Raw genomic sequence first — 21,632 nt, 5'->3', positions numbered from 1 at the left:
CTGGGAGAAAGGGGTGGTGGCTGTGGGGGCATGGGCCAGAACGTAGGTCGGGCTTGGTTTTGCCTGTGTCTGTACCCGGTCAACCTTGTCCCGGCTTTGGTCAACCTTCGGTAAGCGGACAGTCAGCGGATCGCGTCGTCCCGGTGGCCCTTCATACGCCCGGCCGGGCATCGTTCCTGCACATACGCCGCTTGCTTCCCGCGAAGGGCGCCCTCCTGTCCGTAATGTGGGCCGCGACTGCGGCCACAGCTCGATAACGGACCGGACAGTTGGGGTTTTCCGTCCGGTCTACGCGCGTTACGCTGCGGCGGAACCTGCGCCTGGTAGGCGCTTGCACAAAGGAGTACCTTCCCATGCGCCGGCTGTCCCGAATCGCGGTTGCGGGTCTCGCGTCCGCCACCCTCGCCGTAACTGCCTCTGCCTGCGGCAGCTCGTCCACCTCCTCGTCCTCCTCCAGCAGCAGCGACAGCGCGGGCAAGGGTCTCGCCCTCGCCTACGACGTCGGTGGCAAGGGCGACCAGTCCTTCAACGACGCCGCGACCGCCGGCATGGACAAGGCCGACACGGAGTTCGGCTACAAGAGCACCGCCGTCGAGCCGCAGGACGGCGAGTCCGACGCGGACAAGGCCCAGCGCCTGGAGCAGCTCGCCAAGCAGGGCTACAACCCGGTGATCGGCGTCGGTTACGCCTACGCGCCCGCCGTCAAGGAGGTCTCCGCCAAGTTCCCGAAGGTGACCTTCGGTGTCATCGACGACGAGCAGGTCCAGGCCGACAACGTCGCGGACCTCGTCTTCACCGAGGAGCAGGGCTCCTACCTCGCCGGTGTCACGGCCGCCCTCACCACGAAGACGAACGTCGTCGGCTTCATCGGTGGCGTGGACGTCCCGCTCATCCACAAGTTCGAGGCGGGCTTCAAGCAGGGCGTCGAGGACACCAAGAAGGGTGTCACGGTCAAGTCGCAGTACCTGACCGAGACCGCGCAGGAGGGCGGCTTCTCCAGCCCCGACAAGGGCGAGAGCGCTGCCGAGGGCCAGATCGACGCCAAGGCGGACGTCGTCTACGCCGCCGCCGGTCTCTCCGGCCAGGGCGTGATCAAGGCCGCCGCGGCCCACAAGATCTGGGCGATCGGCGTCGACTCGGACCAGTACAAGCAGGACGCGCTGGCCAAGTACAAGGACTCCATCCTGACGTCGGCCCTGAAGGACGTCGCCGGGGCGGTCTACAACCTGGCCAAGTCGGTCAAGGACGGCAAGCCCGAGACCGGTGTGGTCCGCGCCGACCTCGCCTCGGGCGGTGTCGGCCTGGCCGACTCCAACCCGGTCTTCAAGGACAACGCCACCCTGCAGGCCGCGCTGGCGAAGGCCGAGGCCGGCATCAAGGACGGTTCGATCAAGGTCAAGACCTCCTGACGCAGCAGAACCCGCTGATGTCAGAGGGCTTGAGCGTGACCTATCAGGCGCTGTAATAACGGCGTTACGGCCACGGAACGGGGTGCGGAGAGGATGGTCAATCCGCACCCCGTTCGCGCGGCAGAATGCTCGGAACGGATCGGTACGGATCAATCACCAAATGATCAAGTCCGATCAGACCCGGGCACTATTTAAAGCAGGGGCGCTACGCGCGTAGAGAGGCCCCCTTCTCAAGGAGAGTGCGCCATCGACGCGTCCAGCAGCCCTCCGCTCACCGCTCAGTCGACGACCGCGGTCGAGCTGACGGGCATCACCAAGCGGTTCCCCGGTGTCGTCGCCAACCACGACATCCACCTCACGGTCAAAAAGGGCACCGTGCACGCCCTCGTCGGCGAGAACGGGGCCGGCAAGTCCACCCTGATGAAGATCCTCTACGGTATGCAGAAGCCGGACGAGGGCACCATCGCGGTCGACGGTGACCAGGTGGCCTTCTCGTCGCCCGCCGACGCTATCGCGCGCGGCATCGGCATGGTCCACCAGCACTTCATGCTCGCCGACAACCTCACCGTCCTGGAGAACGTCGTCCTGGGCAGCGAGAAGCTCCACGGTATCGGCGGCGGCGCCCGCAGGAAGATCAAGGAGATCTCCGACCGCTACGGTCTGAGCGTCCGCCCGGACGCCCTCGTCGAGGACCTCGGCGTCGCCGACCGTCAGCGCGTCGAGATCCTCAAGGTCCTCTACCGGGGCGCCAGGACCCTCATCCTCGACGAGCCCACCGCGGTCCTCGTCCCGCAGGAGGTCGACGCCCTCTTCGAGAACCTGCGGGAACTCAAGTCCGAGGGCCTTGCCGTCATCTTCATCTCCCACAAGCTGGGCGAGGTCCTGTCGGTCGCCGACGAGATCACCGTCATCCGGCGCGGTACGACGGTCGGCACGGCCGTCCCCGCCGAGACGACCCCGCGTCAGCTCGCCGAGCTGATGGTGGGCAGCGAACTGCCGACGCCGGAGACCAGCGAGTCCACGGTCACCGACCGCCCCGTACTACAGGTGGAGAAGCTGCGCCTGGAGGCGGAGGGCGGCCGGGCCGTCCTCGACGACATCACCTTCACCATCCACGCGGGCGAGGTCCTCGGCCTCGCCGGTGTCGAGGGCAACGGCCAGACCGAGCTGATCGAAGCCCTCATCGGCCTCCAGAGCGCCGACTCCGGCACCATCGCCCTCGAAGGCGACGAGATCACCGCCTGGCCCACCCGCAAGCGCCGCGAGCACGGCGTCGGCTACATCCCCGAGGACCGCCACCGCCACGGCCTGCTCCTCGAAGCCCCGCTCTGGGAGAACCGCATCCTCGGCCATGTCACCGAGAAGCCCAACAGCAAGGGCAAGCGCGGCTTCTGGCTCGACCCGAAGGGCGCCCAGGAGGACACCCGCCGGATCGTGGAGGCGTACGACGTCCGCACCCCCGGTATCGACGTCACCGCAGCCTCCCTCTCCGGCGGCAACCAGCAGAAGCTGATCGTCGGCCGCGAGATGACCCACAAGCCGCGCTTCCTGATCGCCGCCCACCCCACCCGGGGTGTGGACGTCGGCGCCCAGGCGCAGATCTGGGACCAGATCCGCGAGGCCCGCCGCGAAGGCCTGGCCGTGCTGCTGATCTCCGCCGACCTGGACGAGCTGATCGGCCTGTCGGACACCCTGCGCGTCATCTACAACGGCAGGCTGGTCGCCGACGCCGACCCGGCCACCATCACGCCGGAAGAACTCGGCTCGGCCATGACGGGTGCCGCGACCGGCCACCTGGAGCACGTCGAAGAGAGCGCCGAAGCCGGCGTGGAAGCAAGCCCGGAAGCAAGCGCGGACACCGCCCCGGAGGACGAGGCCCGATGAAGAAGTTCGACAAGGAGCGGCTGCTCCTCGCGCTGGCCGGACCGGTCATCGCGCTCGTCGCGGCGATCGCCCTGACCTCGGTGGTACTGCTCGCCTCGGGCCGCAACCCGTTCGAGCCGTACTCCCTGATGCTGGAACAGGCGTCGTTCTCCGACGTCCAGGTCCTGATCGTCAACCAGGCGTCGATGTACTACATCGCCGCACTCGCGGTCGCCCTCGGCTTCCGTATGAACCTCTTCAACATCGGCGTCGACGGCCAGTACCGCCTTGGCGCGATGATGGCCGCCGCGGTCGGCGCCAACGTGTCGCTGCCGTCCTTCCTCCAGATCCCCCTGCTCCTCCTGGTCGCCATGCTCACCGGCGCCTTCTGGGCCGGTATCGCGGGCGTCCTGAAGATCACCCGGGGCGTCAGCGAGGTCGTCGCGACGATCATGCTCAACGCGATCGCCACCAGCCTCATCGGCTGGCTGATGCTCTCCGACAACCTGGGCGTACAGGTCGGCAACAACAACACGACCGGTGTGATGAAGGAGTCCGGCTGGTTCCCGGGCATCGACCTCGGCGCGGACGTCGGCGAGATCTACGGACTGGTCTTCCTCGCCGTCCTCATGGGCGTCCTGTACTGGGCCGTCCTCAACCGCACCCGCTTCGGCTTCGACCTGCGCGCCACCGGCGAGTCCGAGTCCGCCGCCGCGGCCTCCGGCGTCGACGCCAAGCGCATGGTCCTCGTCTCGATGCTGATCTCCGGCGGTGTGGCGGGCATGTCCGGCCTGCCGCTGCTGCTCGGCGAGGTCCACACCTACAGCCTGAGCTTCCCCGCGGGCCTCGGCTTCACCGCCATCGGCATCGCCCTCCTCGGCCGCAACAACCCCGGCGGCATCGCGTTCGCCGCCCTGCTGTGGGCCTTCCTCGACAAGGCGTCTCCCGCCCTCGACTACGCCACCCCGGTGCCGTACGAGAAGGAGATCGCCACCATCATGCAGGGCCTGATCGTCTTCGCGGTCGTCATCTCGTACGAGGCCGTACGTCAGTGGGGCCTGCGCCGCCAGCAGCATCAGGTGGGCGCCGAACTGGCCGCAGCCGCCGCCGACAACCACACCACCCAGAAGGAGGTGGCGGCCCGATGAGCACCCGGACCATCGCCAAGCCGCAGGCGCAGCAGCCCGGCAAGGGCAAGCGCCGGATCTCGCTCCCGGTACTCCTGCTGATCATCGCGGGTGTGCTGATCCTGACGTCGGTCGTGCGCCTGATCACGGGCGCCGACGGCATCACCTCCACCGGCCAGATGTCCACTGCCCTGCGGCTCGCCGTCCCGATCGGGTTGGCCGGCCTCGGCGGTCTGTGGGCCGAGCGCGCGGGCGTCGTCAACATCGGCCTCGAAGGCATGATGATCCTCGGCACCTGGTTCGGCGCCTGGGCCGGCTACCAGTGGGGCCCGTGGGTCGGCATCATCTTCGGCATCCTCGGCGGTTGCCTCGGCGCCGTCCTGCACGCCGTCGCGACGGTGACCTTCAACGTCAACCACATCGTCTCCGGTGTGGCCATCAACATCCTTGCCCTCGGCACCGCCCGCTACCTCTCGAAGTTCACCTTCGAGGACGCCGAGGGGGGCTCCTCCAAGCAGTCCCCGCCGATCGACTCGCTCGGCACCTTCGACATCCCAGGGCTGTCGAGCTGGCTGGACACGCTCAACCAGAAGCACTGGTTCCTGGTCTCGGACATCGCGGGCCTCGTCGGCGGTCTGGTCACCGACCTCTCCCCGCTGACGGTCATCGCGGTGGCCCTCGTACCCGCCAGCTGGTGGATTCTGTGGCGCACCGCCTTCGGCCTCCGCCTCCGCTCCTGCGGTGAGAACCCGATCGCCGCCGAGTCGCTCGGCGTCAACGTCTACAAGTACAAGTACCTGGCCGTGATCATCTCGGGCGGGTTCGCGGGCCTCGGCGGCGCGTTCCTGTCGATCGTCGCCTCGAACGTGTACCTGGACGGCCAGACGGCGGGGCGCGGCTACATCGGCCTCGCCGCGATGATCTTCGGCAACTGGATGCCGGGCGGACTCGCCCTCGGCGCGGGCCTGTTCGGCTACACCGACAGCCTCAACCTGCGCGGCGGCACGACCAACGTGCACGCGCTGATCCTGCTGCTGGCGATCCTGCTGGTGGTCGGCGCGGCCTACCTGGTGTGGAAGAAGCGGTACGTGCCCGCCGTCATCACCGCGGTCATCTCGGCCGTGATGTTCTTCTGGTACGCCGACACGAACGAGGTCCCCCGCCAGCTCGTGACGGCGGCGCCCTACATCGTGACCCTGCTGGTCCTCTCCTTCTCCGCGCAACGCCTGCGGATGCCGAAGGCGGACGGCATGCCCTACCGAAGGGGGCAGGGCAAGTGACGGCGACCGAGCACACGAACGCCGAACAGGTGGACTGGGAGAAGCTGCGGGCGGTGGCCCGGGACGCGATGTCCCGGGCGTACGCCCCCTACTCGGGTTACCCGGTCGGTGTCGCGGCCCTGGTCAACGACGGCCGCACGGTCTCGGGCTGCAACGTCGAGAACGCCTCGTACGGGATCGGGCTGTGCGCCGAGTGCGGCCTGGTCTCCGAGCTCCAGCTGACCGGCGGCGGCCGGCTGACGCACTTCACGTGCGTGGACGGCAAGGGTGACGTCCTCGTCCCGTGCGGTCGCTGCCGGCAGCTGCTGTACGAGTTCGGCGGCGCGGGCCTGCTGCTGGAGACCCCGGCGGGCATCCTGCCCCTCTCGGAGATGCTCCCCCAGGCCTTCGGCCCGGACCACCTCACCAAGTAACTCCCGTACGGCCCCCCTGAGTCGACGATCGCTCGGTCTCAGGGGGGCCGCACAGTTTCGCAGAACCACCGGTTCTCAGAACCATCGGAACCACCGGAAGGAAGCCAAAGCCATGACGATGCTGTCGATGGACGTCATCTCCGTCATCCGCACCAAGCGGGACCGCGGCGAACTCAGCGACGAGCAGATCGACTGGGTCATCGACGCGTACACGCACGGCGTGGTCGCCGACGAGCAGATGTCCGCGCTCGCCATGGCGATCCTGCTGAACGGCATGAACCGCCGCGAGATCGCCCGCTGGACGGCGGCGATGATCGCGTCCGGCGAGCGCATGAACTTCGACGCCCTGTCCCGCCCGACGGCCGACAAGCACTCCACGGGTGGCGTCGGCGACAAGATCACCCTCCCGCTCGCCCCCCTGGTCGCCGCCTGCGGGGCCGCCGTACCGCAGCTCTCGGGCCGCGGCCTCGGCCACACGGGCGGCACGCTGGACAAGCTGGAGTCGATCCCCGGCTGGCGCGCGCTGCTCTCCAACGAGGAGATGCTGCACGTCCTGGACACCACGGGCGCGGTGATCTGCGCGGCGGGCGACGGCCTCGCCCCCGCCGACAAGAAGCTGTACGCGCTGCGGGACGTGACCGGCACGGTCGAGGCGATCCCGCTGATCGCCTCGTCGATCATGTCGAAGAAGATCGCGGAGGGCACCGGCTCCCTGGTCCTGGACGTGAAGGTCGGCACGGGCGCCTTCATGAAGACGATCGAGGACGCGCGGGAGCTGGCGTCCACGATGGTGGGCCTGGGCACCGACCACGGGGTGAGGACGGTGGCGCTGCTGACCGACATGTCGACCCCGCTCGGCCTGACGGCCGGCAACGCCCTGGAGGTACGGGAGTCGGTCGAGGTCCTGGCGGGCGGCGGCCCGGCCGACGTGGTCGAACTGACGCTCGCCCTGGCCCGCGAGATGCTGGACGCGGCCGGCGTTCGCGACGCCGACCCGGCGAAGGCGCTGGCCGACGGCTCGGCGATGGACGTGTGGCGCCGGATGATCGCGGCCCAGGGCGGCGACCCGGACGCCACCCTGCCGACGTCGAAGGAACAGCACGTCATCAAGGCGCCGTCCTCGGGCGTCCTGACCCGCCTGGACGCGTACGGCGTCGGCGTCGCCGCCTGGCGGCTCGGCGCGGGGCGTGCGCGCAAGGAGGACCCGGTGCAGGCGGGCGCGGGCGTCGAGCTCCACGCCAAGCCGGGCGACACGGTCACGGCCGGCCAGCCCTTGCTGACCCTCCACACGGACACCCCGGAGCGCTTCGAGTACGCGCTCCAGGCGGTCGAGGGGTCGTACGACATCGGCGCGGCCGGCACGGACTTCACGGCGGCGCCGGTGGTGCTGGAGCGGATCGCCTGAGCCGGTAGCGGGACGGAGCGAGCGAGCGTGCGGGCGCCCGGGTGGGGAGTGATCCCTGCCCGGGCGCACCGCGTTCGCTCAGCCCAGCAGGGCCGCGACGACCACCAGCACAGGTACGGCCAGGACGGTCGACAGCAGAATCGACTCGCGGGCCAGGGTCTCCCCCACGCGGTAGCGGCTCGCGTACGTGAAGAGGTTCTGGGCGGCGGGCAGGGCCGAGGTGACCACCACGTCGAGCAGGGGCGCGCCGTGCAGGCCGAAGACACCCGCGGCCAGCGCCCAGGCGGCCACCGGCTGACCCACCGACTTCAGGGCGACCGACAGCAGTACGGGAGTCCGCTCGGGGCCCCGCAACGGCCAGGTACTGCCGGACAGTGAGATACCGAACGCCATCAGCACCGCCGGGACGGACATGTTGCCGATCAGGGTCAGCGGGTCCATCACCGGCGCGGGGACGGTGAGGCCCGTCGCCGCCACCAGCACCCCGGAGAGTGTGGCGACGGCGATGGGGTTGCGTATCGGTGTGATCAACTGCCGCCACAGCGGGCCCTTCTCACCGGTGCTCGTCAGATCGAGGACGGTCAGCGCGACCGGTGTGACCACGATCAGCTGGAACAGCAGCACCGGCGCGACGAGCGAGGCATCGCCCAGCACATACACGGCGATCGGGATACCGAGGTTGCCCGAGTTGACGTAACTGGAGCAGAGCGCGCCGATCGTCGTACGTCCGGCGCCCCAGCGGCGTACGACGCCCACCGCGACGAAGACGCTCGCCGCCGCGATCGTGCTCAGCGCGGTGATCAGGAGCCGGCTGGAGAAGACCACCGACAGGTCGGCCCGGGCGAGCATGGTGAACAGCAGGGCCGGGGTGGCCACATGGAAGGCGAGCTTGGTCAGGACCTCGCGTCCGTTGTCCCCGAGGTAGCCGCGCAGCCCGATCACATAACCGACGCCGATCACCACGGCGATCACCGCGAACCCGGTCAGCACGCCTTGCACGGAGCCTCCTTCACGGAGGCGGAAGGGAGGCGGCCGTGCGACATCACGGGCGGGGACGGTTCGTGGGGCATACACGCAACCCTCCGGGGGAGGAGGGGCGCGCGTCAAAGCGATCTCAACGGGTGGGCTTCAGCGGGTGGGCTCCAACGCGCGAGCGATGAGTTACGGGCGGCCGTCCGGTCTACCGTTCGTGGACGCCCTGACACCCGCTGTACTCGTGCTGGCCGGCCCCGTCACCCGCGAAGGTGTGCCGGGGCTGTGCCAGGACGTGCGTGCGCTGTTGGCGACTCGCGGCGGCGGTGGTGGTCGTGACCCGGTCGTGGTGTGCGATGTGGCGGGGCTGGGGCCGCCGGGGCTGGACACGGTGGAACTGCTGGCCCGGCTCCAGCTGGCCGCCCGCCGGGCCGGAGGCCGGATACGCCTCCGGGAACCGGCGCCCGCCCTACTCGCCTTCCTGGACCTGGTCGGTCTCGGCTTCGACGTCGAGGGGGAGCGAGAGAGGGAGGCCGAACAGCGGGAACCAGCGCTTGGTGTCGAGGAAGCAGTGGAACCCGGTGATCCGGCCGTCTGAGATCTCCAGCACCTGGACCGCCCAGGGGGAGTAGCCGCCCGTCTCCTCGTCCGGCTTGTACTGGGCGAAGCCCGGCAGCCCGTTGACGGCGACCGGCACGAGGTGCGAGCCCGCGCAGGCGGCGCCGAGCGTCGTCATGAAGCCGGTGATGTCCTCCGGCCCGGTCAGCCACAGGTCGAACGGCGGCATCGTCATGATGGCGTCCTCGTGCAGCAGCGCCGTGAGCGCCGTCATGTCGTATCCCTCGAACGCGGCGACATAGCGCTCGAGCAGTTTCTGCTGCTCTTCGCTGAGCGGGTCGGAGACGGCGGCACCGGCACCGGCCTCGGCGGTGGCACTGTCCCGCTCGGCGAGGGTCGCCCGGGCCCGTTGGAGAGCGCTGTTGACCGACGCGACCGAGGTGTCGAGGAGTTCGGCGACCTCGCTCGCCTTCCAGGCCAGCACCTCACGGAGGATCAGCACGGCCCTTTGTTTCGCGGGGAGTTGCTGCAGGGCGGCCATGAAGGCGAGCCGCACGGACTCCTTGGCCACGGCGGCCTCCGCCGGGTCCTCGACGGTCGGCAGCACGCGGGCGTCCGGCATCGGTTCCAGCCAGGTGTTGTCGGGGCGCGGGAAGAGGGCGGCCCTGGCGAGGGGCGTGGAGTCGGTGAGGTCCATGGGGCGGGCGCGCTTGTTGCCGGCGGTCAGCATGTCCAGGCAGACGTTGGTGGCGATGCGGTACAGCCAGGAACGGAGGCTGGAGCGCCCCTCGAACTTCTCGTGGTTCCGCCAGGCGCGGACCATGGTGTCCTGTACGGCGTCCTCGGCCTCGAAGGAGGAGCCGAGCATGCGGTAGCAGTACCCGGTCAGTTCGACGCGGTGCCGTTCCAGTTGTACGTCGAGGTCTGTCGCAGTAGCCGTACTGTCACCCATCGCCAACCCACCCCATGGCTGCCTTCGTCGCCTCATCGCGACCGAACACGAAGAAAGCTAGCGCAGGGGACTGACAACGGCCCGGGGAGAAGGTTTTTCGCCCTCGGGCGAGGAAGAAGCTTCGGTCACGCTGCCGCCGGCACCCGCACGCTCCGAGCCGCCCGGGACCCCATCACCGTGACCGTCACCACGCCGAGCACCGCCAGCAACCCCATCGCCACCGTCCCCGACCAGCCACTCGCGTGGAACGCCACCGCGCCCAACGTACTGCCGGCGCTGGAGCCGATGTAGTACGCCGACTGGTACAGCGCCGAGGCCTGCGCCCGCCCCTCCTTCGCCGTGTGGCTCACCGCCGACGACGCCACCGCGTGCCCCGCGAAGAAGCCCGCCGTGATCAGGACCAGGCCCAGCAGAACCAGCGCCAGGGTGTCCGACAGGGACAGCAGCAGGCCTGCCGTCGTCGTACCGCCGGCCAGGTACAGCGCACCCCGGCGCCCCAGGCGGGCCACCAGCTTCCCCGCCGTCGACGCCGACACCGTACCCACCAGGTACACCAGGAAGACCGAGCCGACGATGCCCTGGGGCAGGCCGAAGGGGGCCTCCGTCAGGCGGTAGCCGATCACCGTGTAGACCCCGCCGAACACCGTCATGAACAGCGCGCCGATCGCGTACAGCCGCCGCAGCAACGGGTTCGCCAGATGCGTACGGACCGTGCGCGCCAGCACCCGCGGACGCAGCGAGCCCGTCCGGAAGTGACGCGGAGCGGGGAGCAGCAGCCGGAAGGCCACCGCGCAGCCCACAGCCACGACGCCGATCACGGCGACCGCGACCCGCCAGCCCCACTCCTGCGCGACCCAGCCCGTGATGACCCGGCCGCTCATCCCGCCCACGCTGTTGCCGGCCACGAACAGGCCGATCGCCGTGATCAGCGCCTTGGGGCGGACCTCCTCGGCCAGATACGCGGTCGCCGACGCCGGCAGCCCCGCCAGCGCGGCGCCCTGCACCGCCCGCAGCGCGACGAGGGCGCCCAGCGACGGGGCGAAGGGCACCAGCATCCCGACCGTGGCCGCCACGGCCAGCGACGCCGTCATCACCGCACGCCGCCCGAACCGTTCCGACAGCGCGCTCATCGGGAGGACGAACAGGGCCAGCGCACCGGTCGCCGCCGACACCGTCCAGCTCGCGTCGCTCGCCGGCACCCCGAACTCGCCGGAGATCAACGGCAGCAGCGCCTGCGTGGAGTAGAGAAGGGCGAAGGTCGCCACGCCCGCGAGGAAGAGCGCGAAACTCATCCGCCGGTAGCCGGGCCCACCCGGGGCCATACGGGAGTCGACGACGGGGGGCGAGGGGAGCGACGGAGGGGCGGCGGCCACGATCGTGGACGCCCCGGTACTGGCAGCAGGCATGCCTCGAAGTTACGTACGCCCCCGTTCATCCGTCCAATGCACGGAAACCCCATAATCGTTCCCATGGTGCATCAGCAGAGGTCAGTAGCCCGCCTGTCACCGTCCAGTGACACGGAAGACATCGTGACCGCCCTCGCCCCCCGCCTGTCCTACTTCGCCGGAGTCGCCCGCACGGAGCACGTCACCCGCGCCGCCCAGGAGATGCAGGTCCCGCAGTCGACGCTCTCCCGGGCGATGGTCCGCCTCGAACAGGACCTCGGCGTGGACCTCTTCGCCCGCCGGGGACGGACCGTCTCCCTCACCCCCGCGGGCCGTACGTTCCTCGCCTCCGTCGAGCGGGCCCTCGCGGAGATCGGGCGGGCCGCCGACGAGGTACGCGCCGACGCCGACCCCGCCACCGGCAAGGTCGCCTTCGGCTTCCTGCACACCATGGGCGCCGAGACCGTCCCCGGGCTGCTGCACGCCTTCCGCGCCGACCATCCCCGCGTCCGCTTCACCCTCGTACAGAACTACGGCGAGGCCATGATCGAACGCCTGCGTTCCGGCGAACTCGACCTCTGCCTCACCTCGCCCGTCCCGGACGCCCCCGACCTGGTCGCCCGCCGCCTGGACGAACAGAAACTCCGCCTGGTCGTCCCCGCCGACCACCGCCTCGCCACCCGCAGACGAGTCCGCCTGGCCGAAGCGGCCGACGAAACCTTCGTCACCCTGGAACCCGGCTACGGCCTCCGCCGCATCACCGACGACCTCTGCCGGCAGGCCGGCTTCCGCCCCCGGATCGCCTTCGAGGGAGAGGAGGCGGAGACGTTGAGAGGCCTGGTGGCGGCCGGGCTGGGGGTGGCTCTCCTCCCGCCTCCGGCGGTCCCACGCCCGGGAGTCGCAGAACTGACGGTCACCTCACCAAGAGCGGCGAGAGAGATCGGTGTCGCTTGGCTCGACGGCCACCCGGACACCCCGCCGGTGGCAGCTTTCAAGCGTTTCCTGCTGTCAAGAAGGGGCAACTTGCTGCCTACGTGACGGCGACGGCCCTGCTTTGAGGGGCGCGGGGCTGTGACATTTGCGGCTCCGCCGCGTGGGCGCGACCAGCCCCCACCCGCCCGCACTTCGAACACAACCCCGACCGCCCCGAACCTATCGGCGCAAAGACCTACCGAACCCCGCGGCCAACGGCATCCTCAACCCCAGCGGCGGCGGAGCCATCAGCGCGTCCTGCACAGGCCGGGAGAACCCCCGCCCGAACAGCACCTCCATCACGAAGTCCTCGGCCAGCGCGTGCACTTCCTGCCGGTACTGATGCAACCCGTGCCCGTCCGCGTGCACTTCGAACCGGCAGATGTCCCGGTTCGCCTTCTTCGCCCGCGCCGCGAACCGGAACGACAGTTCGGGATCGGTCCGTTGGTCGTTCGTGCCGTGCACGATCATTACCCGACGCCCGCTCAGCTGACGTACCGGTTCCGGCGGCGCCGCCACGTCCTCCTCGGGCAGCCAGGGCGCCATCGCCAGTACGGAGTTGACGGCCTCGTGATCCGCGGCGCGGAGCGCCGCCCGGCCGCCCATGTCGACGCCGGCGAGGCACACGGAGACGTCGCCGTACCGTCGTACGATCTCGTCGACGGCCCATCGCGCGTCGTGCGCGAGCTGCGCCTCGATGCCGTTCCAGCCGCGGTAGCGGTAGTGGACGACGTGTACGGCCAGTCCGTCCGTACGGCCCGCGCGGGCGAGTCGGCGGCCCAACGTCCTGACGGAGGCGGCCGCCAGCATGGGGGACGGCCTGCGGGTCGATACCTCGTCACCGCCGGGAAGCAGCAGGACCACGCCGCTCACCGACGTCGGCTCCGGGCCCATCGCCTTTCCGAGCCGGGCCTGTCGTACCGGCGTCACTTGGTGTGCCATGGCAGAACAGTGTCAGAAGCATCGGTGTACGCGACCCGTCCTCGCGGTCACCGTTACATATCGACGGAAACGTACAGGCGAAGAAGGGGAGAAAAAGGGAGGAGGAGACAGGAGATCTACGCGCGTAGGAGTTAGAGTGCGGAAATGACGAGCCAGAGTGATCGGACGACGAGTCAGAAGACGGCCCAGAACGCGAACGTGAGCGCGAACACCGGCGTGAGCCCCGGTCCCGGTCCCACCCCGGACCAGATCCGCCGCGCCCCCAAGGTCCTGCTGCACGACCACCTCGACGGCGGCCTGCGCCCCGGCACGATCGTCGACCTGGCCCGTGACGCGGGCTACGCCCAACTGCCCCAGACCGACCCCGACAAGCTCGGCGCCTGGTTCCGCGACGCCGCCGACTCCGGTTCCCTGGAACGGTACTTGGAGACCTTCGCCCACACCTGCGCCGTCATGCAGACCCGCGACGCCCTCGTGCGGGTCGCCGCCGAGTGCGCCGAGGACCTCGCCGAGGACGGTGTCATCTACGCAGAGGTGCGGTACGCGCCCGAGCAGCACCTCGAAGGCGGCCTCACCCTCGAAGAGGTCGTCGAGGCCGTCAACGAGGGCTTCCGGGAAGGTGAGCGCCGGGCCCGGGAGAACGGTCACCGCATCCGGGTGGGCGCCCTGCTCACCGCGATGCGGCACGCCGCCCGCTCCCTGGAGATCGCCGAACTGGCGAACAGGTACCGCGATCTGGGCGTCGTCGGTTTCGACATCGCGGGTGCCGAGGCCGGCTTCCCGCCCACCCGGCACCTCGACGCGTTCGAGTTCCTCAAGCGCGAGAACAACCACTTCACCATCCACGCCGGTGAGGCATTCGGGCTTCCCTCCATCTGGCAGGCCCTCCAGTGGTGCGGCGCCGACCGGCTCGGCCACGGCGTGCGCATCATCGACGACATCGAGGTCCAGGCCGACGGCTCGGTGAAACTCGGCCGCCTGGCCTCCTATGTGCGGGACAAGCGCATCCCCCTCGAACTGTGCCCCAGCTCCAACCTCCAGACCGGTGCCGCGGCCTCCTACGCCGAGCACCCCATCGGGCTGCTGCGCAAACTGCACTTCCGCGCGACCGTGAACACCGACAACCGGCTGATGTCGGGTACCGGAATGAGCCGGGAATTCGAGCATCTTGTCGAAGCATTCGCTTATACGCTCGACGACCTGCAATGGTTCTCCGTCAATGCTATGAAGTCAGCATTCATTCCTTTCGATGAACGACTGGCGATGATCAATGACGTCATCAAGCCCGGATATGCCGAGCTGAAATCCGAATGGTTGTTCCGGCAGACCGCCTCCACCAGCGGTTCTGTCGAGACATAGGGCTGACCCGAGGCTCCGGGAAGCGGTCGGGCCGGTGCGACTCGGCCGCTTTTCGATGTTTGCGGCGGGCGGCTTCTCGTGTTTACGGTCATGGACCGCTCACATCCCCGTCTCGCATTCAAGGACGCATTCACTATGAAGCAGTCTGCTGCCAAGACCCTCGGTGTCGCCGCTCTCGGTGCCGCCTTCGCCGCGGTGGGTGCGGGTGCCGCCAACGCAGCCCCGGCCCTTCCCGCCCTCCCGGACTCCGCCGCGCTGGGCTCCGTGACCCAGACGCTGCCCGTGGAGAGCGCGTCGAAGGCGCTGCCGGGTGCCGCCGAGGCCGTGGCCCAGGGACAGAGTGCGCTCGGCGCGGGCGTGGCCGCCGCACAGCCTGCCGTCACGAAGGTGCTGTCCGAGGGCCCGACCGCGCCGGTCTCCGGTCTGCTCGGCGGCCTCCCGCTGCAGGGCCTGCCCACCCACGGCCTCCCGCTGAACGGCATTCCGCTCGGCTGACCCACCCCGTGAACGCGCCGATGGGGCGCACCCCTTCACCAGGGGTGCGCCCCATCGCCGTACAGCGAGTCGTCCGGGTCGTCCGGGTGAGCTACCAGGCGGCGTGGGCCTTGTTCTCGTACTTCTCGGAGGGCAGCAGGATCCACATGGCTATGTAGAGCAGGAACTGCGGGCCGGGCAGCAGACACGAGAGCACGAAGATCACGCGCATCGTCGTCGCGGAGGTGCCGAAGCGCCGTGCCAGCGCGGCACACACTCCGCCGATCATGCGGCCGTTGGTGGGGCGGGCAAGGGCGGTCATGGCGTCTCCTCGGTGAGTCCGGATAGTCCGGTGCGTGGGACCGGCTTGTCCGGTCTCCTCATCTGCACTCGACGTTACGGACACACAGCGGGCGAAGCGTCGCTCTACGGGGCGATCCCGACCCTGGGAATCGTCGGGGTCCTACCCTGAGTCGCATCCTCCGTGCGGACGGCTGCCAGGCGCCTGCGGTCGCTCTTGCGGCGGAGCCAGGACCGTACGACGGGCACCACGGCGACATACGCGAGGCCCACGCCCACCGTGTTCAGGAGCAGCGAGTCGACGTCCACGACCTGACCGGGCACGCCGGTCTGCAACAGCTCGATGCCCAGCGAGATCATGGCACCGGCCATGACCGTACGGACGAGCGAGGCGAGCGGGGAGACATCGAGGCGTCCGCCCGCCATCGGCAGCAGCACCCCCAGCGGAGCCAGCAGGGCGAGCCCCTCCGCGATGCGCCGGACCGCCTCGTGCCAGCCGAGGGTCAGATCGGCCCGTATACCCGCGAAGGGCTGCAGGTTGGCGGGCAGTTGCCACGGGACGTCGAGCGGACGCAGCGTGATCCAGGCGACGAGCACGAGATGGGCGACGAGGAGGACACCTCCCGCCGCACGGATGCGAATGGCGGCACTTTCGCCGCCAGAACCATGACGCTGCACGCCCCCCAAGACGCGGCCACCGGCACGATCGGTTCCGGGTTGCCCCCATACAGGCGAGTGAGGCATGTGCCACACGGGAGCCGGCACCCCGCCGGGACGGGTCCCAGGACGGGTCCTAGCCGCCTTCCACACCCGACGACGGCGGCACCTGGGCCCCCGGCCGGGAGCGGACTTCAGGGGTGCACGCGTACCGGCGCAGCGGGGCGGTGCCCGGGCCGCCCAGGACGACGGAGCCGTCTCCCCCGGCGGCGGCCGAGTCGGAGAACGTACAGACGATCTGGGCGAGGGCGTACGACGCGAGATTGGCCGGGGACGTGCTCAGGCGCAGGGTGTCCCCGGGGTCCTTCGGGCCCGGGCCGTGCACGCTCATCCCGCCGCGTACGTCCGTCGTGTAGCGAGCCTCGGTCTCGCTCGCCGTCGGAGTCCTGGCCAGCTCGTCCAGCAGCCCCTGGGCCACCAGGACGCGCCGCTCCGCCTCCGCCGTACCGTCCGGGACGCGCACCGCGCGGTCGACGGTCACGAGCTGGGAGGAGCACAGGAGGAACACCTGGACCGGGACGCCCGCGGACGTCTCCACGGCGACGTCCGGCGTGGAGGGCGTGGAGGGGGCGGAGACGTCCGAGAGGGAGCACGGGACGCGGGAGGGCGCCGGACCGAAGTCCGTCGGGACCTCGGTCGCCCGGATCCCGCACCCGGCGAGCAGCAGGGCGAGCGCGCCGAGCAGCGGGACGGCCGACCCGCGGCGCACGCCACGAACACCTCGTACGCCCCCTGCGCCTCGTACGCCTCGTACGTTCGTCACGCGCTCTCCCCGTCGCCGTTCGCGCCGTCCGGCTCGGCCGGTGTCTCCGTCAGTGCCGACGGGTCCCTGGGGAGCCGCAGGGTGAACACCGCGCCGCCCTCCGGGGAGTTGGCGGCGGTGATCTCGCCGCCGTGGATGTGGGCGTTCTCCAGGGCGATGGACAGGCCCAGGCCGCTGCCCTCGGAGCGGGGGCGGGAGGCGCTCGCCTTGTAGAAGCGGTCGAAGACGTGCGGCAGGACGTCCTCGGGGATGCCCGGACCGTTGTCCTGCACCTCGATCAGCAGGTCGCCGTCGGTATCGGCATCGCCGTCGGAAGCGCGCACCGACACCCGTACCGGCGAGCCGCCGTGCTTGAGGGCGTTGCCGATGAGGTTGGCCAGGATGACGTCCAGACGGCGCGGGTCGAGCAGGGACATGATGCCGCGCTTGGCGTCCAGTTCGACCGCGTCCAGCCAGGCGCGGGCGTCCATGCAGGCGGTGATCTGGTCGGCGATGTCGACGTTGTCGAGGACCAGCCGGGCGGTGCCCGCGTCGAAGCGGGTGACCTCCATCAGGTTCTCCACCAGGGAGTTGAGCCGCAGGGTCTCGCTCACCACCAGCCGTACCGCAGGTTCGATCATCGGGTCGACGCTGCCGGTCTCCGCGTCCAGCTCCTCCTCCAGGATCTCCGTCACGGCGGTGATCGCGGTGAGAGGCGTACGCAGTTCGTGGGACATGTCCGCCACGAACCGCCGCGAGGCCTCGTCACGGGCGCTCATGTCGGCGACCCGCTTCTCCAGGGCCTCCGCGGTGTGGTTGAACGTCCGGGCGAGGTCGGCCAGTTCGTCCGTGCCCGACACCCGCAACCGGGTGTCCAGCTTCCCCTCACCGAGCCGCCGGGCCGCGATACCGAGGCGCTGCACCGGCTTCAGTACGGTCGTCGCGGCGGCCTGCGCGAGCAGCGCCGAGCCGATCAGCGCGAGCCCGGTGGCGATGCCCAGCGACCAGGCCAGCGAGTTGAGGTCCTTCTCCTCGGGCTCCAGCGACTTCAGCATGTAGCCGGCCGGACCGCCACCGATCACCTTCGTGCCCGCGACCAGGTACGGCTTGTCGCCGTCTATGATCCGCTGCCAGTACAGGTGGTACGGGGACTTGTTGTTCGAGGTGATCGACTGCTGTTTCCCGACCGCCGTACGCAGCGACTCGGGCACGTCCGCCAGTGAGAAGGGGTCCAGCGCCCCGGAGTTGCCGACGACCGTCCGCCCGCTCTCGTCCTCGGCGACCAGCAGCACACTGAACCGCTGGCTGCTGGCGGCCATCTGGCCCGCCGTGTGCTGGAGTTCGCCCTGTGTGGGGTTGGTCGGCAGAATGCCCGCGCGGTTCTGCATCTCCTGCTGGAAGTCGCGCAGCACCGCGTCCTGCGTACGTGTGAGCACGGCCTCGCGGTTGAGCCAGTACGCGATCCCGGAGGCCGACACGGCGGCCGTCAGCGCCACCAGGCCGAAGACCACGACCAGCCGCAGCCGCAGGCTGGTGAAGCGCAGCCCGGAAAGTATCGCCCTGCGCGCCGCGGCCCAGCCACGGAGCTTGTCCTGCGGTTTGGTCACTGAGGCGAGTCCAGCCGGTAGCCGACCCCGCGGACGGTACGGATCAACGTCGGCGACGACGGCACGTCCTCGACCTTGGCGCGCAGCCGCTGCACACACGCGTCCACCAGCCGCGAGTCGCCCAGGTAGTCGTGCTCCCAGACCAGCCGCAGCAACTGCTGCCGGGACAGCGCCTGACCGGGCCGCCGGCTCAGCTCCAGGAGCAGCCGCAACTCGGTGGGCGTCAGCTGCAGATCCTCGCCGTTCTTCGTCACCGTCATCGCCGAACGGTCGATGACCAGCGAACCGAAGGTCGCCGAGTCGCTGGACTCCCGCTCCCCGCGCCGCAGCACGGCCCGGATACGGGCGTCGAGCACCCGCCCCTGCACCGGTTTGACGACATAGTCGTCGGCGCCGGACTCCAGCCCGACGACCACGTCGATGTCGTCGCTGCGCGCGGTGAGCAGAATGATCGGCAGCTGGTCCGTGCGCCGGATGCGCCGGCACACCTCGAATCCGTCGATGCCGGGCAGCATCACATCCAGGACGATCAGATCCGGCCGCTGCTCACGCAGCAGCTTCAGACCGTCCTCACCGGTGGCAGCGGTGGCGACCCGGTGGCCCTGGCGGGTCAAAGACAGCTCCAGGGCCGTACGGATGGCGTCGTCGTCCTCGATCAGCAACAGGGAAGGCACGGATGCATTCTGGCCCATGGCCGGGCCGGGCTGCGACTGTCAGGTGCTTGTCGGGCGATTTCGGGGTGTCGGCGGGCCTCTACCGCGCCACTCTGTGACCTTCCTGTGTTGTTCGCCGTCATGTTCCTGAGAAGTGCCCCTGTTGCACGCCTGTGACAGTCGGCGGACACCGTCATGAAGTGGCGTGGGCAAGCTTCTCGGCACAGGCAAGGGAGCACATCGGACCGGGCCGAAGACGGGAAGTCCACGACGGGGGGCGCGAGATGAGCACGCTGCACAGCACAAGCGCGAACGCAGTGATCACGCGTCTGCACGACGTCACCAGGACCACCGAGAAGTCCGGTGCCGTGAACGGACGGGGGTGCGTTCGCGGCACCGGGCGTCAGCACACCACGTACATGTCGGTGGTTGACGCACATACGGGGGGAAGCGGCAGCGGTACCACGGGGGTTGCGGGGGCCGCGTACAGGGAGTCCACGGGGGAGCGTCGTTCGCTGTCGGAGGCGGAGTTCACCGCCTACGTCCAGGAGCGCCGCGCCTCCCTGTACGCAACCGCCTACCACCTCACCGGTGACCGCTTCGAGGCCGAGGACCTGCTCCAGAGCGCGCTGTTCTCGACGTACCGGGCCTGGGACCGGATCAGTGACAAGGCCGCGGTCGGCGGGTACCTCCGCCGGACGATGACCAATCTGCACATCAGCGCGTGGCGCCGCCGCAAGCTGAACGAGTACCCGACCGAGGAGCTGCCGGAGACGGCCGGCGACACGGACGCGATGCGCGGCACGGAGCTGCGCGCGGTCCTGTGGCAGGCGCTCGCCCGGCTTCCCGAACTCCAGCGGACGATGCTGGTCCTTCGTTACTACGAGGGCCGCACGGACCCGGAGATCGCGGAGATCCTCGACATCAGTGTCGGCACGGTGAAGTCCAGCATCTGGCGGTCGCTCCGCCGGATGCGTGAGGACGAGGTCCTCAGCTTCGGCCGTGACGAGGAGGAATCCTTCGGGGAGCTGGTCGCCTGAGGGTGTGGGGGAAGCACCGCTCGGGGGAGCGGTAAACGGGGGAGCGGTAAACGGGGGGAAGCACGGGGGAGCACCACCAGGGGGGAACCACCGGGGCTGGGGGGCCGCGGGGGTGGCACCACACGGGGGAAGCACAAAAAGAGCGGGACTGGAGGGCCGGGGGGTCCGTCCAGTCCCGCTTTTCGTGTGCGTACGTGCGTTTCGTGTACGTGTGTTTCGGGTGCGGGGTGCGGGGTGCGTACGCGGGTCAGGCCGCCGTGCTCGTCCGTGTGCGGCGGCCCGCCGCCGCGTCCGCCAGTCTGCCCATCGCCTCGTCCCGGTCGCACGCGTGGGCGCCCAGGGCCGTCTGGCGGGCCACGATGGAACGCTCGGCGCGCATCAGCCGCCACCCGCGGCGCAGCAGGAACGGCACCGACTTGCGACCCTCGCGCAGATCCCGCAGGAAGCGCCGGCGGAACGTCCGAGCCGGCCCCCGGCTCAGGCAGAGCGCGTCCGCGAGGACGCCCTCCTCCCGGCAGCGCGCGACGATCTCGGCGGCGAAGATCCCCTCCGCGATGAACAGGGAGGTCCGGCCGATCCCGACGCTCTCCTCGCCCGTGCGCTCGCTCAGCGAGATGTCGTACACCGGGACGTTCGTACGCCCCGTGCGGCACAGCTCGGTGATCGCGGTGACCGCCGTGTCCGCGTCCCACGACTGCGGGTGGTCCCAGTCGATGTCGGTGCTTCCCAGGACCTGCGGCAGCGTCGGGTCGGAGCCCTCCTTGTAGAAGTCGTCGAGCCGCAGCACCGGGAGACCGGAGCGGGCCGCGAGGAGGGACTTGCCGGAGCCTGAAGGGCCGCAGAGCAGCACGACTCGCGTGGGTATGGGCGGGTGGGAGGTCACGAGACACCAGTGTGCGGCATCGAGTGCCCCCTTGCCGACCCCGCGGGTCGGCTTTGAAAGGCGCATCACGCGTCAACTACCCTACGTGTCGATCCGATTACCCGGCGCACCAGAAGGCGGCCACCAGTCATGGCACGACGAACGTCCACCCAGAACCAGACCGCCCAGCGCGCCCTGATCGCCCTCGCGGCCACCGGCGCCGCCCTGGGGGCCGGCGCCGCGACGGCCTCCGCCGCCGAGGGTGGACCCGCGGTGGACGCCATCCGCATGAACCCCACCACCTCGCTGGGGAACATCGACCCGCAGTCGGGCCTGGCGGCGCTCACCGGCTCGGTCGGCTATGTCACGGGTGCGGTCCAGGGACTCAAGCCCAACCCCCTCGCCGGTACGGGCGTCGACCCGCTCGACAACGGCGTGGGCACCCAGCTCGCCGACTTCCAACCCCTGACCTCCCAGGCGCTGACCGGTCCGGTCGCGCAGGCGCAGTCGATCGGCAGCATTCCGGTGCTGGGGCAGGCCGCGGGGCTGCTGGGCGGCTGACCGCCCGCCCGGCACGACAGAAGAGGGCCGCGCCTCCCC

General features: G+C 70.0%; 21 protein-coding genes and 1 pseudogene. 12 read left to right on the top strand and 10 right to left on the bottom strand.

The window, feature by feature from the left end; genetic code table 11:
- Positions 1-353 precede the first annotated feature (353 nt).
- From G3I71_RS38065 to G3I71_RS38040, 6 genes are all read left to right on the top strand, one after another.
- Positions 354-1,409 (top strand): BMP family protein, encoded by a 1,056-nt coding sequence (locus G3I71_RS38065; RefSeq protein WP_164322263.1) that lies wholly within the window; start codon positions 354-356, stop codon positions 1,407-1,409.
- A gap of 246 nt (positions 1,410-1,655) precedes the next feature.
- A complete protein-coding gene (locus G3I71_RS38060; RefSeq protein ID WP_164322324.1) occupies positions 1,656-3,293 on the top strand; it encodes an ABC transporter ATP-binding protein in 1,638 nt (545 codons plus the stop codon).
- Positions 3,290-4,420 carry an ABC transporter permease gene (locus G3I71_RS38055; RefSeq protein ID WP_164322261.1) on the top strand — a complete coding sequence of 377 codons (1,131 nt, stop codon included), beginning with the start codon at positions 3,290-3,292 and terminating at the stop codon, positions 4,418-4,420. The genes G3I71_RS38060 and G3I71_RS38055 overlap by 4 nt, the downstream gene beginning before the upstream one ends.
- The gene (locus tag G3I71_RS38050) at positions 4,417-5,679 is read left to right on the top strand and encodes an ABC transporter permease (protein WP_164322259.1); all 1,263 of its coding nucleotides are present in this window, start codon (positions 4,417-4,419) and stop codon (positions 5,677-5,679) included. The genes G3I71_RS38055 and G3I71_RS38050 overlap by 4 nt, the downstream gene beginning before the upstream one ends.
- The gene (locus G3I71_RS38045) at positions 5,676-6,092 is read left to right on the top strand and encodes a cytidine deaminase (protein WP_164322257.1); all 417 of its coding nucleotides are present in this window, start codon (positions 5,676-5,678) and stop codon (positions 6,090-6,092) included. The genes G3I71_RS38050 and G3I71_RS38045 overlap by 4 nt, the downstream gene beginning before the upstream one ends.
- 121 nt (positions 6,093-6,213) lie before the next feature.
- Positions 6,214-7,497: a thymidine phosphorylase gene (locus tag G3I71_RS38040; protein WP_164322322.1), complete on the top strand. Its 1,284-nt coding sequence runs from the start codon at positions 6,214-6,216 to the stop codon at positions 7,495-7,497.
- Positions 7,498-7,575: 78 nt separating this feature from the next.
- On the opposite strand, the gene G3I71_RS38035 is transcribed toward G3I71_RS38040, so the two are convergent.
- Entirely contained in the window at positions 7,576-8,496 is a 921-nt protein-coding gene (locus G3I71_RS38035; RefSeq protein ID WP_164322255.1) for an AEC family transporter, read from the bottom strand.
- A 157-nt stretch (positions 8,497-8,653) separates the two neighbouring features.
- On the opposite strand from G3I71_RS38035, the pseudogene G3I71_RS51655 reads away from it, so the two are divergent.
- Positions 8,654-8,908, top strand: a pseudogene (locus G3I71_RS51655) (hypothetical protein); the annotation flags it as partial.
- 30 nt (positions 8,909-8,938) lie between these two features.
- Here the strand turns inward: G3I71_RS51655 and G3I71_RS38025 are convergent.
- Positions 8,939-9,979, bottom strand: a complete 1,041-nt coding sequence (locus G3I71_RS38025; protein ID WP_164322252.1) for a sigma-70 family RNA polymerase sigma factor — start codon at positions 9,977-9,979, stop codon at positions 8,939-8,941.
- Between the two features lie 125 nt (positions 9,980-10,104).
- Complete coding sequence (locus G3I71_RS38020; RefSeq protein WP_164322250.1) at positions 10,105-11,385, bottom strand: MFS transporter; 1,281 nt, start codon at positions 11,383-11,385, stop codon at positions 10,105-10,107.
- A gap of 63 nt (positions 11,386-11,448) precedes the next feature.
- Between G3I71_RS38020 and G3I71_RS38015 the strand changes: the two genes are divergently transcribed.
- Complete coding sequence (locus G3I71_RS38015; protein ID WP_164322248.1) at positions 11,449-12,402, top strand: LysR family transcriptional regulator; 954 nt, start codon at positions 11,449-11,451, stop codon at positions 12,400-12,402.
- 114 nt (positions 12,403-12,516) lie between these two features.
- Here G3I71_RS38015 and G3I71_RS38010 read toward each other — a convergent pair whose 3' ends face one another.
- Entirely contained in the window at positions 12,517-13,278 is a 762-nt protein-coding gene (locus G3I71_RS38010; protein ID WP_164322246.1) for a prolyl oligopeptidase family serine peptidase, read from the bottom strand.
- 144 nt (positions 13,279-13,422) lie between these two features.
- Between G3I71_RS38010 and G3I71_RS38005 the strand changes: the two genes are divergently transcribed.
- A complete protein-coding gene (locus tag G3I71_RS38005) occupies positions 13,423-14,637 on the top strand; it encodes an adenosine deaminase (RefSeq protein ID WP_203732447.1) in 1,215 nt (404 codons plus the stop codon).
- Positions 14,638-14,772: 135 nt separating this feature from the next.
- Positions 14,773-15,132, top strand: coding sequence for an ATP-binding protein (locus G3I71_RS38000; RefSeq protein ID WP_164322243.1), 360 nt, complete (start codon positions 14,773-14,775; stop codon positions 15,130-15,132).
- Positions 15,133-15,223: 91 nt separating this feature from the next.
- Here G3I71_RS38000 and G3I71_RS37995 read toward each other — a convergent pair whose 3' ends face one another.
- The 5 genes from G3I71_RS37995 to afsQ1 form a co-directional block, all read right to left on the bottom strand.
- A complete protein-coding gene (locus G3I71_RS37995) occupies positions 15,224-15,433 on the bottom strand; it encodes a PspC domain-containing protein (RefSeq protein ID WP_164322241.1) in 210 nt (69 codons plus the stop codon).
- A gap of 104 nt (positions 15,434-15,537) precedes the next feature.
- On the bottom strand, positions 15,538-16,089 hold the full coding sequence (locus G3I71_RS37990; RefSeq protein WP_164322239.1) for a VanZ family protein: 552 nt from the start codon (positions 16,087-16,089) through the stop codon (positions 15,538-15,540).
- Positions 16,090-16,204: 115 nt separating this feature from the next.
- The gene (locus G3I71_RS37985) at positions 16,205-16,837 is read right to left on the bottom strand and encodes a hypothetical protein (protein WP_164322237.1); all 633 of its coding nucleotides are present in this window, start codon (positions 16,835-16,837) and stop codon (positions 16,205-16,207) included.
- 50 nt (positions 16,838-16,887) lie between these two features.
- Positions 16,888-18,477, bottom strand: coding sequence for a HAMP domain-containing sensor histidine kinase (locus G3I71_RS37980; protein ID WP_164322235.1), 1,590 nt, complete (start codon positions 18,475-18,477; stop codon positions 16,888-16,890).
- A complete protein-coding gene (afsQ1, locus tag G3I71_RS37975; protein WP_189150343.1) occupies positions 18,474-19,151 on the bottom strand; it encodes a two-component system response regulator AfsQ1 in 678 nt (225 codons plus the stop codon). Before afsQ1 ends, G3I71_RS37980 begins: the two co-directional genes overlap by 4 nt.
- Before the next feature lie 263 nt (positions 19,152-19,414).
- On the opposite strand from afsQ1, the gene G3I71_RS37970 reads away from it, so the two are divergent.
- Positions 19,415-20,170 carry a SigE family RNA polymerase sigma factor gene (locus G3I71_RS37970; RefSeq protein WP_164322231.1) on the top strand — a complete coding sequence of 252 codons (756 nt, stop codon included), beginning with the start codon at positions 19,415-19,417 and terminating at the stop codon, positions 20,168-20,170.
- A 247-nt stretch (positions 20,171-20,417) separates the two neighbouring features.
- Here G3I71_RS37970 and G3I71_RS37965 read toward each other — a convergent pair whose 3' ends face one another.
- Positions 20,418-21,122 carry a uridine kinase gene (locus G3I71_RS37965; protein WP_164322230.1) on the bottom strand — a complete coding sequence of 235 codons (705 nt, stop codon included), beginning with the start codon at positions 21,120-21,122 and terminating at the stop codon, positions 20,418-20,420.
- 60 nt (positions 21,123-21,182) lie between these two features.
- Here G3I71_RS37965 and G3I71_RS37960 point away from each other — a divergent pair, with 60 nt between their 5' ends.
- Positions 21,183-21,593 (top strand): hypothetical protein, encoded by a 411-nt coding sequence (locus G3I71_RS37960; RefSeq protein WP_164322229.1) that lies wholly within the window; start codon positions 21,183-21,185, stop codon positions 21,591-21,593.
- Positions 21,594-21,632: the final 39 nt, after the last annotated feature.

It is taken from the genome of Streptomyces sp. SID12501, from assembly GCF_010550245.1.
Taxonomy (GTDB): domain Bacteria; phylum Actinomycetota; class Actinomycetes; order Streptomycetales; family Streptomycetaceae; genus Streptomyces.
Note: the sequence above shows the minus strand (reverse complement) of the source record. Positions and strands in the feature narration are given on the sequence as shown.

Excerpts from the sequence above, each read along its gene's own strand:
- G3I71_RS38065 (WP_164322263.1), top strand. The coding sequence starts at position 354 with ATGCGCCGGCTGTCCCGAATCGCGGTTGCGGGTCTCGCGTCCGCCACC.
- G3I71_RS38000 (WP_164322243.1), top strand. The coding sequence starts at position 14,773 with ATGAAGCAGTCTGCTGCCAAGACCCTCGGTGTCGCCGCTCTCGGTGCC.
- G3I71_RS38015 (WP_164322248.1), top strand. The coding sequence starts at position 11,449 with ATGGTGCATCAGCAGAGGTCAGTAGCCCGCCTGTCACCGTCCAGTGAC.
- G3I71_RS38025 (WP_164322252.1), bottom strand. The coding sequence starts at position 9,979 with ATGGGTGACAGTACGGCTACTGCGACAGACCTCGACGTACAACTGGAA.
- G3I71_RS37970 (WP_164322231.1), top strand. The coding sequence starts at position 19,415 with ATGAGCACGCTGCACAGCACAAGCGCGAACGCAGTGATCACGCGTCTG.
- G3I71_RS37960 (WP_164322229.1), top strand. The coding sequence starts at position 21,183 with ATGGCACGACGAACGTCCACCCAGAACCAGACCGCCCAGCGCGCCCTG.
- G3I71_RS37995 (WP_164322241.1), bottom strand. The coding sequence starts at position 15,433 with ATGACCGCCCTTGCCCGCCCCACCAACGGCCGCATGATCGGCGGAGTG.
- G3I71_RS38055 (WP_164322261.1), top strand. The coding sequence starts at position 3,290 with ATGAAGAAGTTCGACAAGGAGCGGCTGCTCCTCGCGCTGGCCGGACCG.
- G3I71_RS38005 (WP_203732447.1), top strand. The coding sequence starts at position 13,423 with ATGACGAGCCAGAGTGATCGGACGACGAGTCAGAAGACGGCCCAGAAC.
- G3I71_RS38050 (WP_164322259.1), top strand. The coding sequence starts at position 4,417 with ATGAGCACCCGGACCATCGCCAAGCCGCAGGCGCAGCAGCCCGGCAAG.
- G3I71_RS38020 (WP_164322250.1), bottom strand. The coding sequence starts at position 11,385 with ATGCCTGCTGCCAGTACCGGGGCGTCCACGATCGTGGCCGCCGCCCCT.
- G3I71_RS38010 (WP_164322246.1), bottom strand. The coding sequence starts at position 13,278 with ATGGCACACCAAGTGACGCCGGTACGACAGGCCCGGCTCGGAAAGGCG.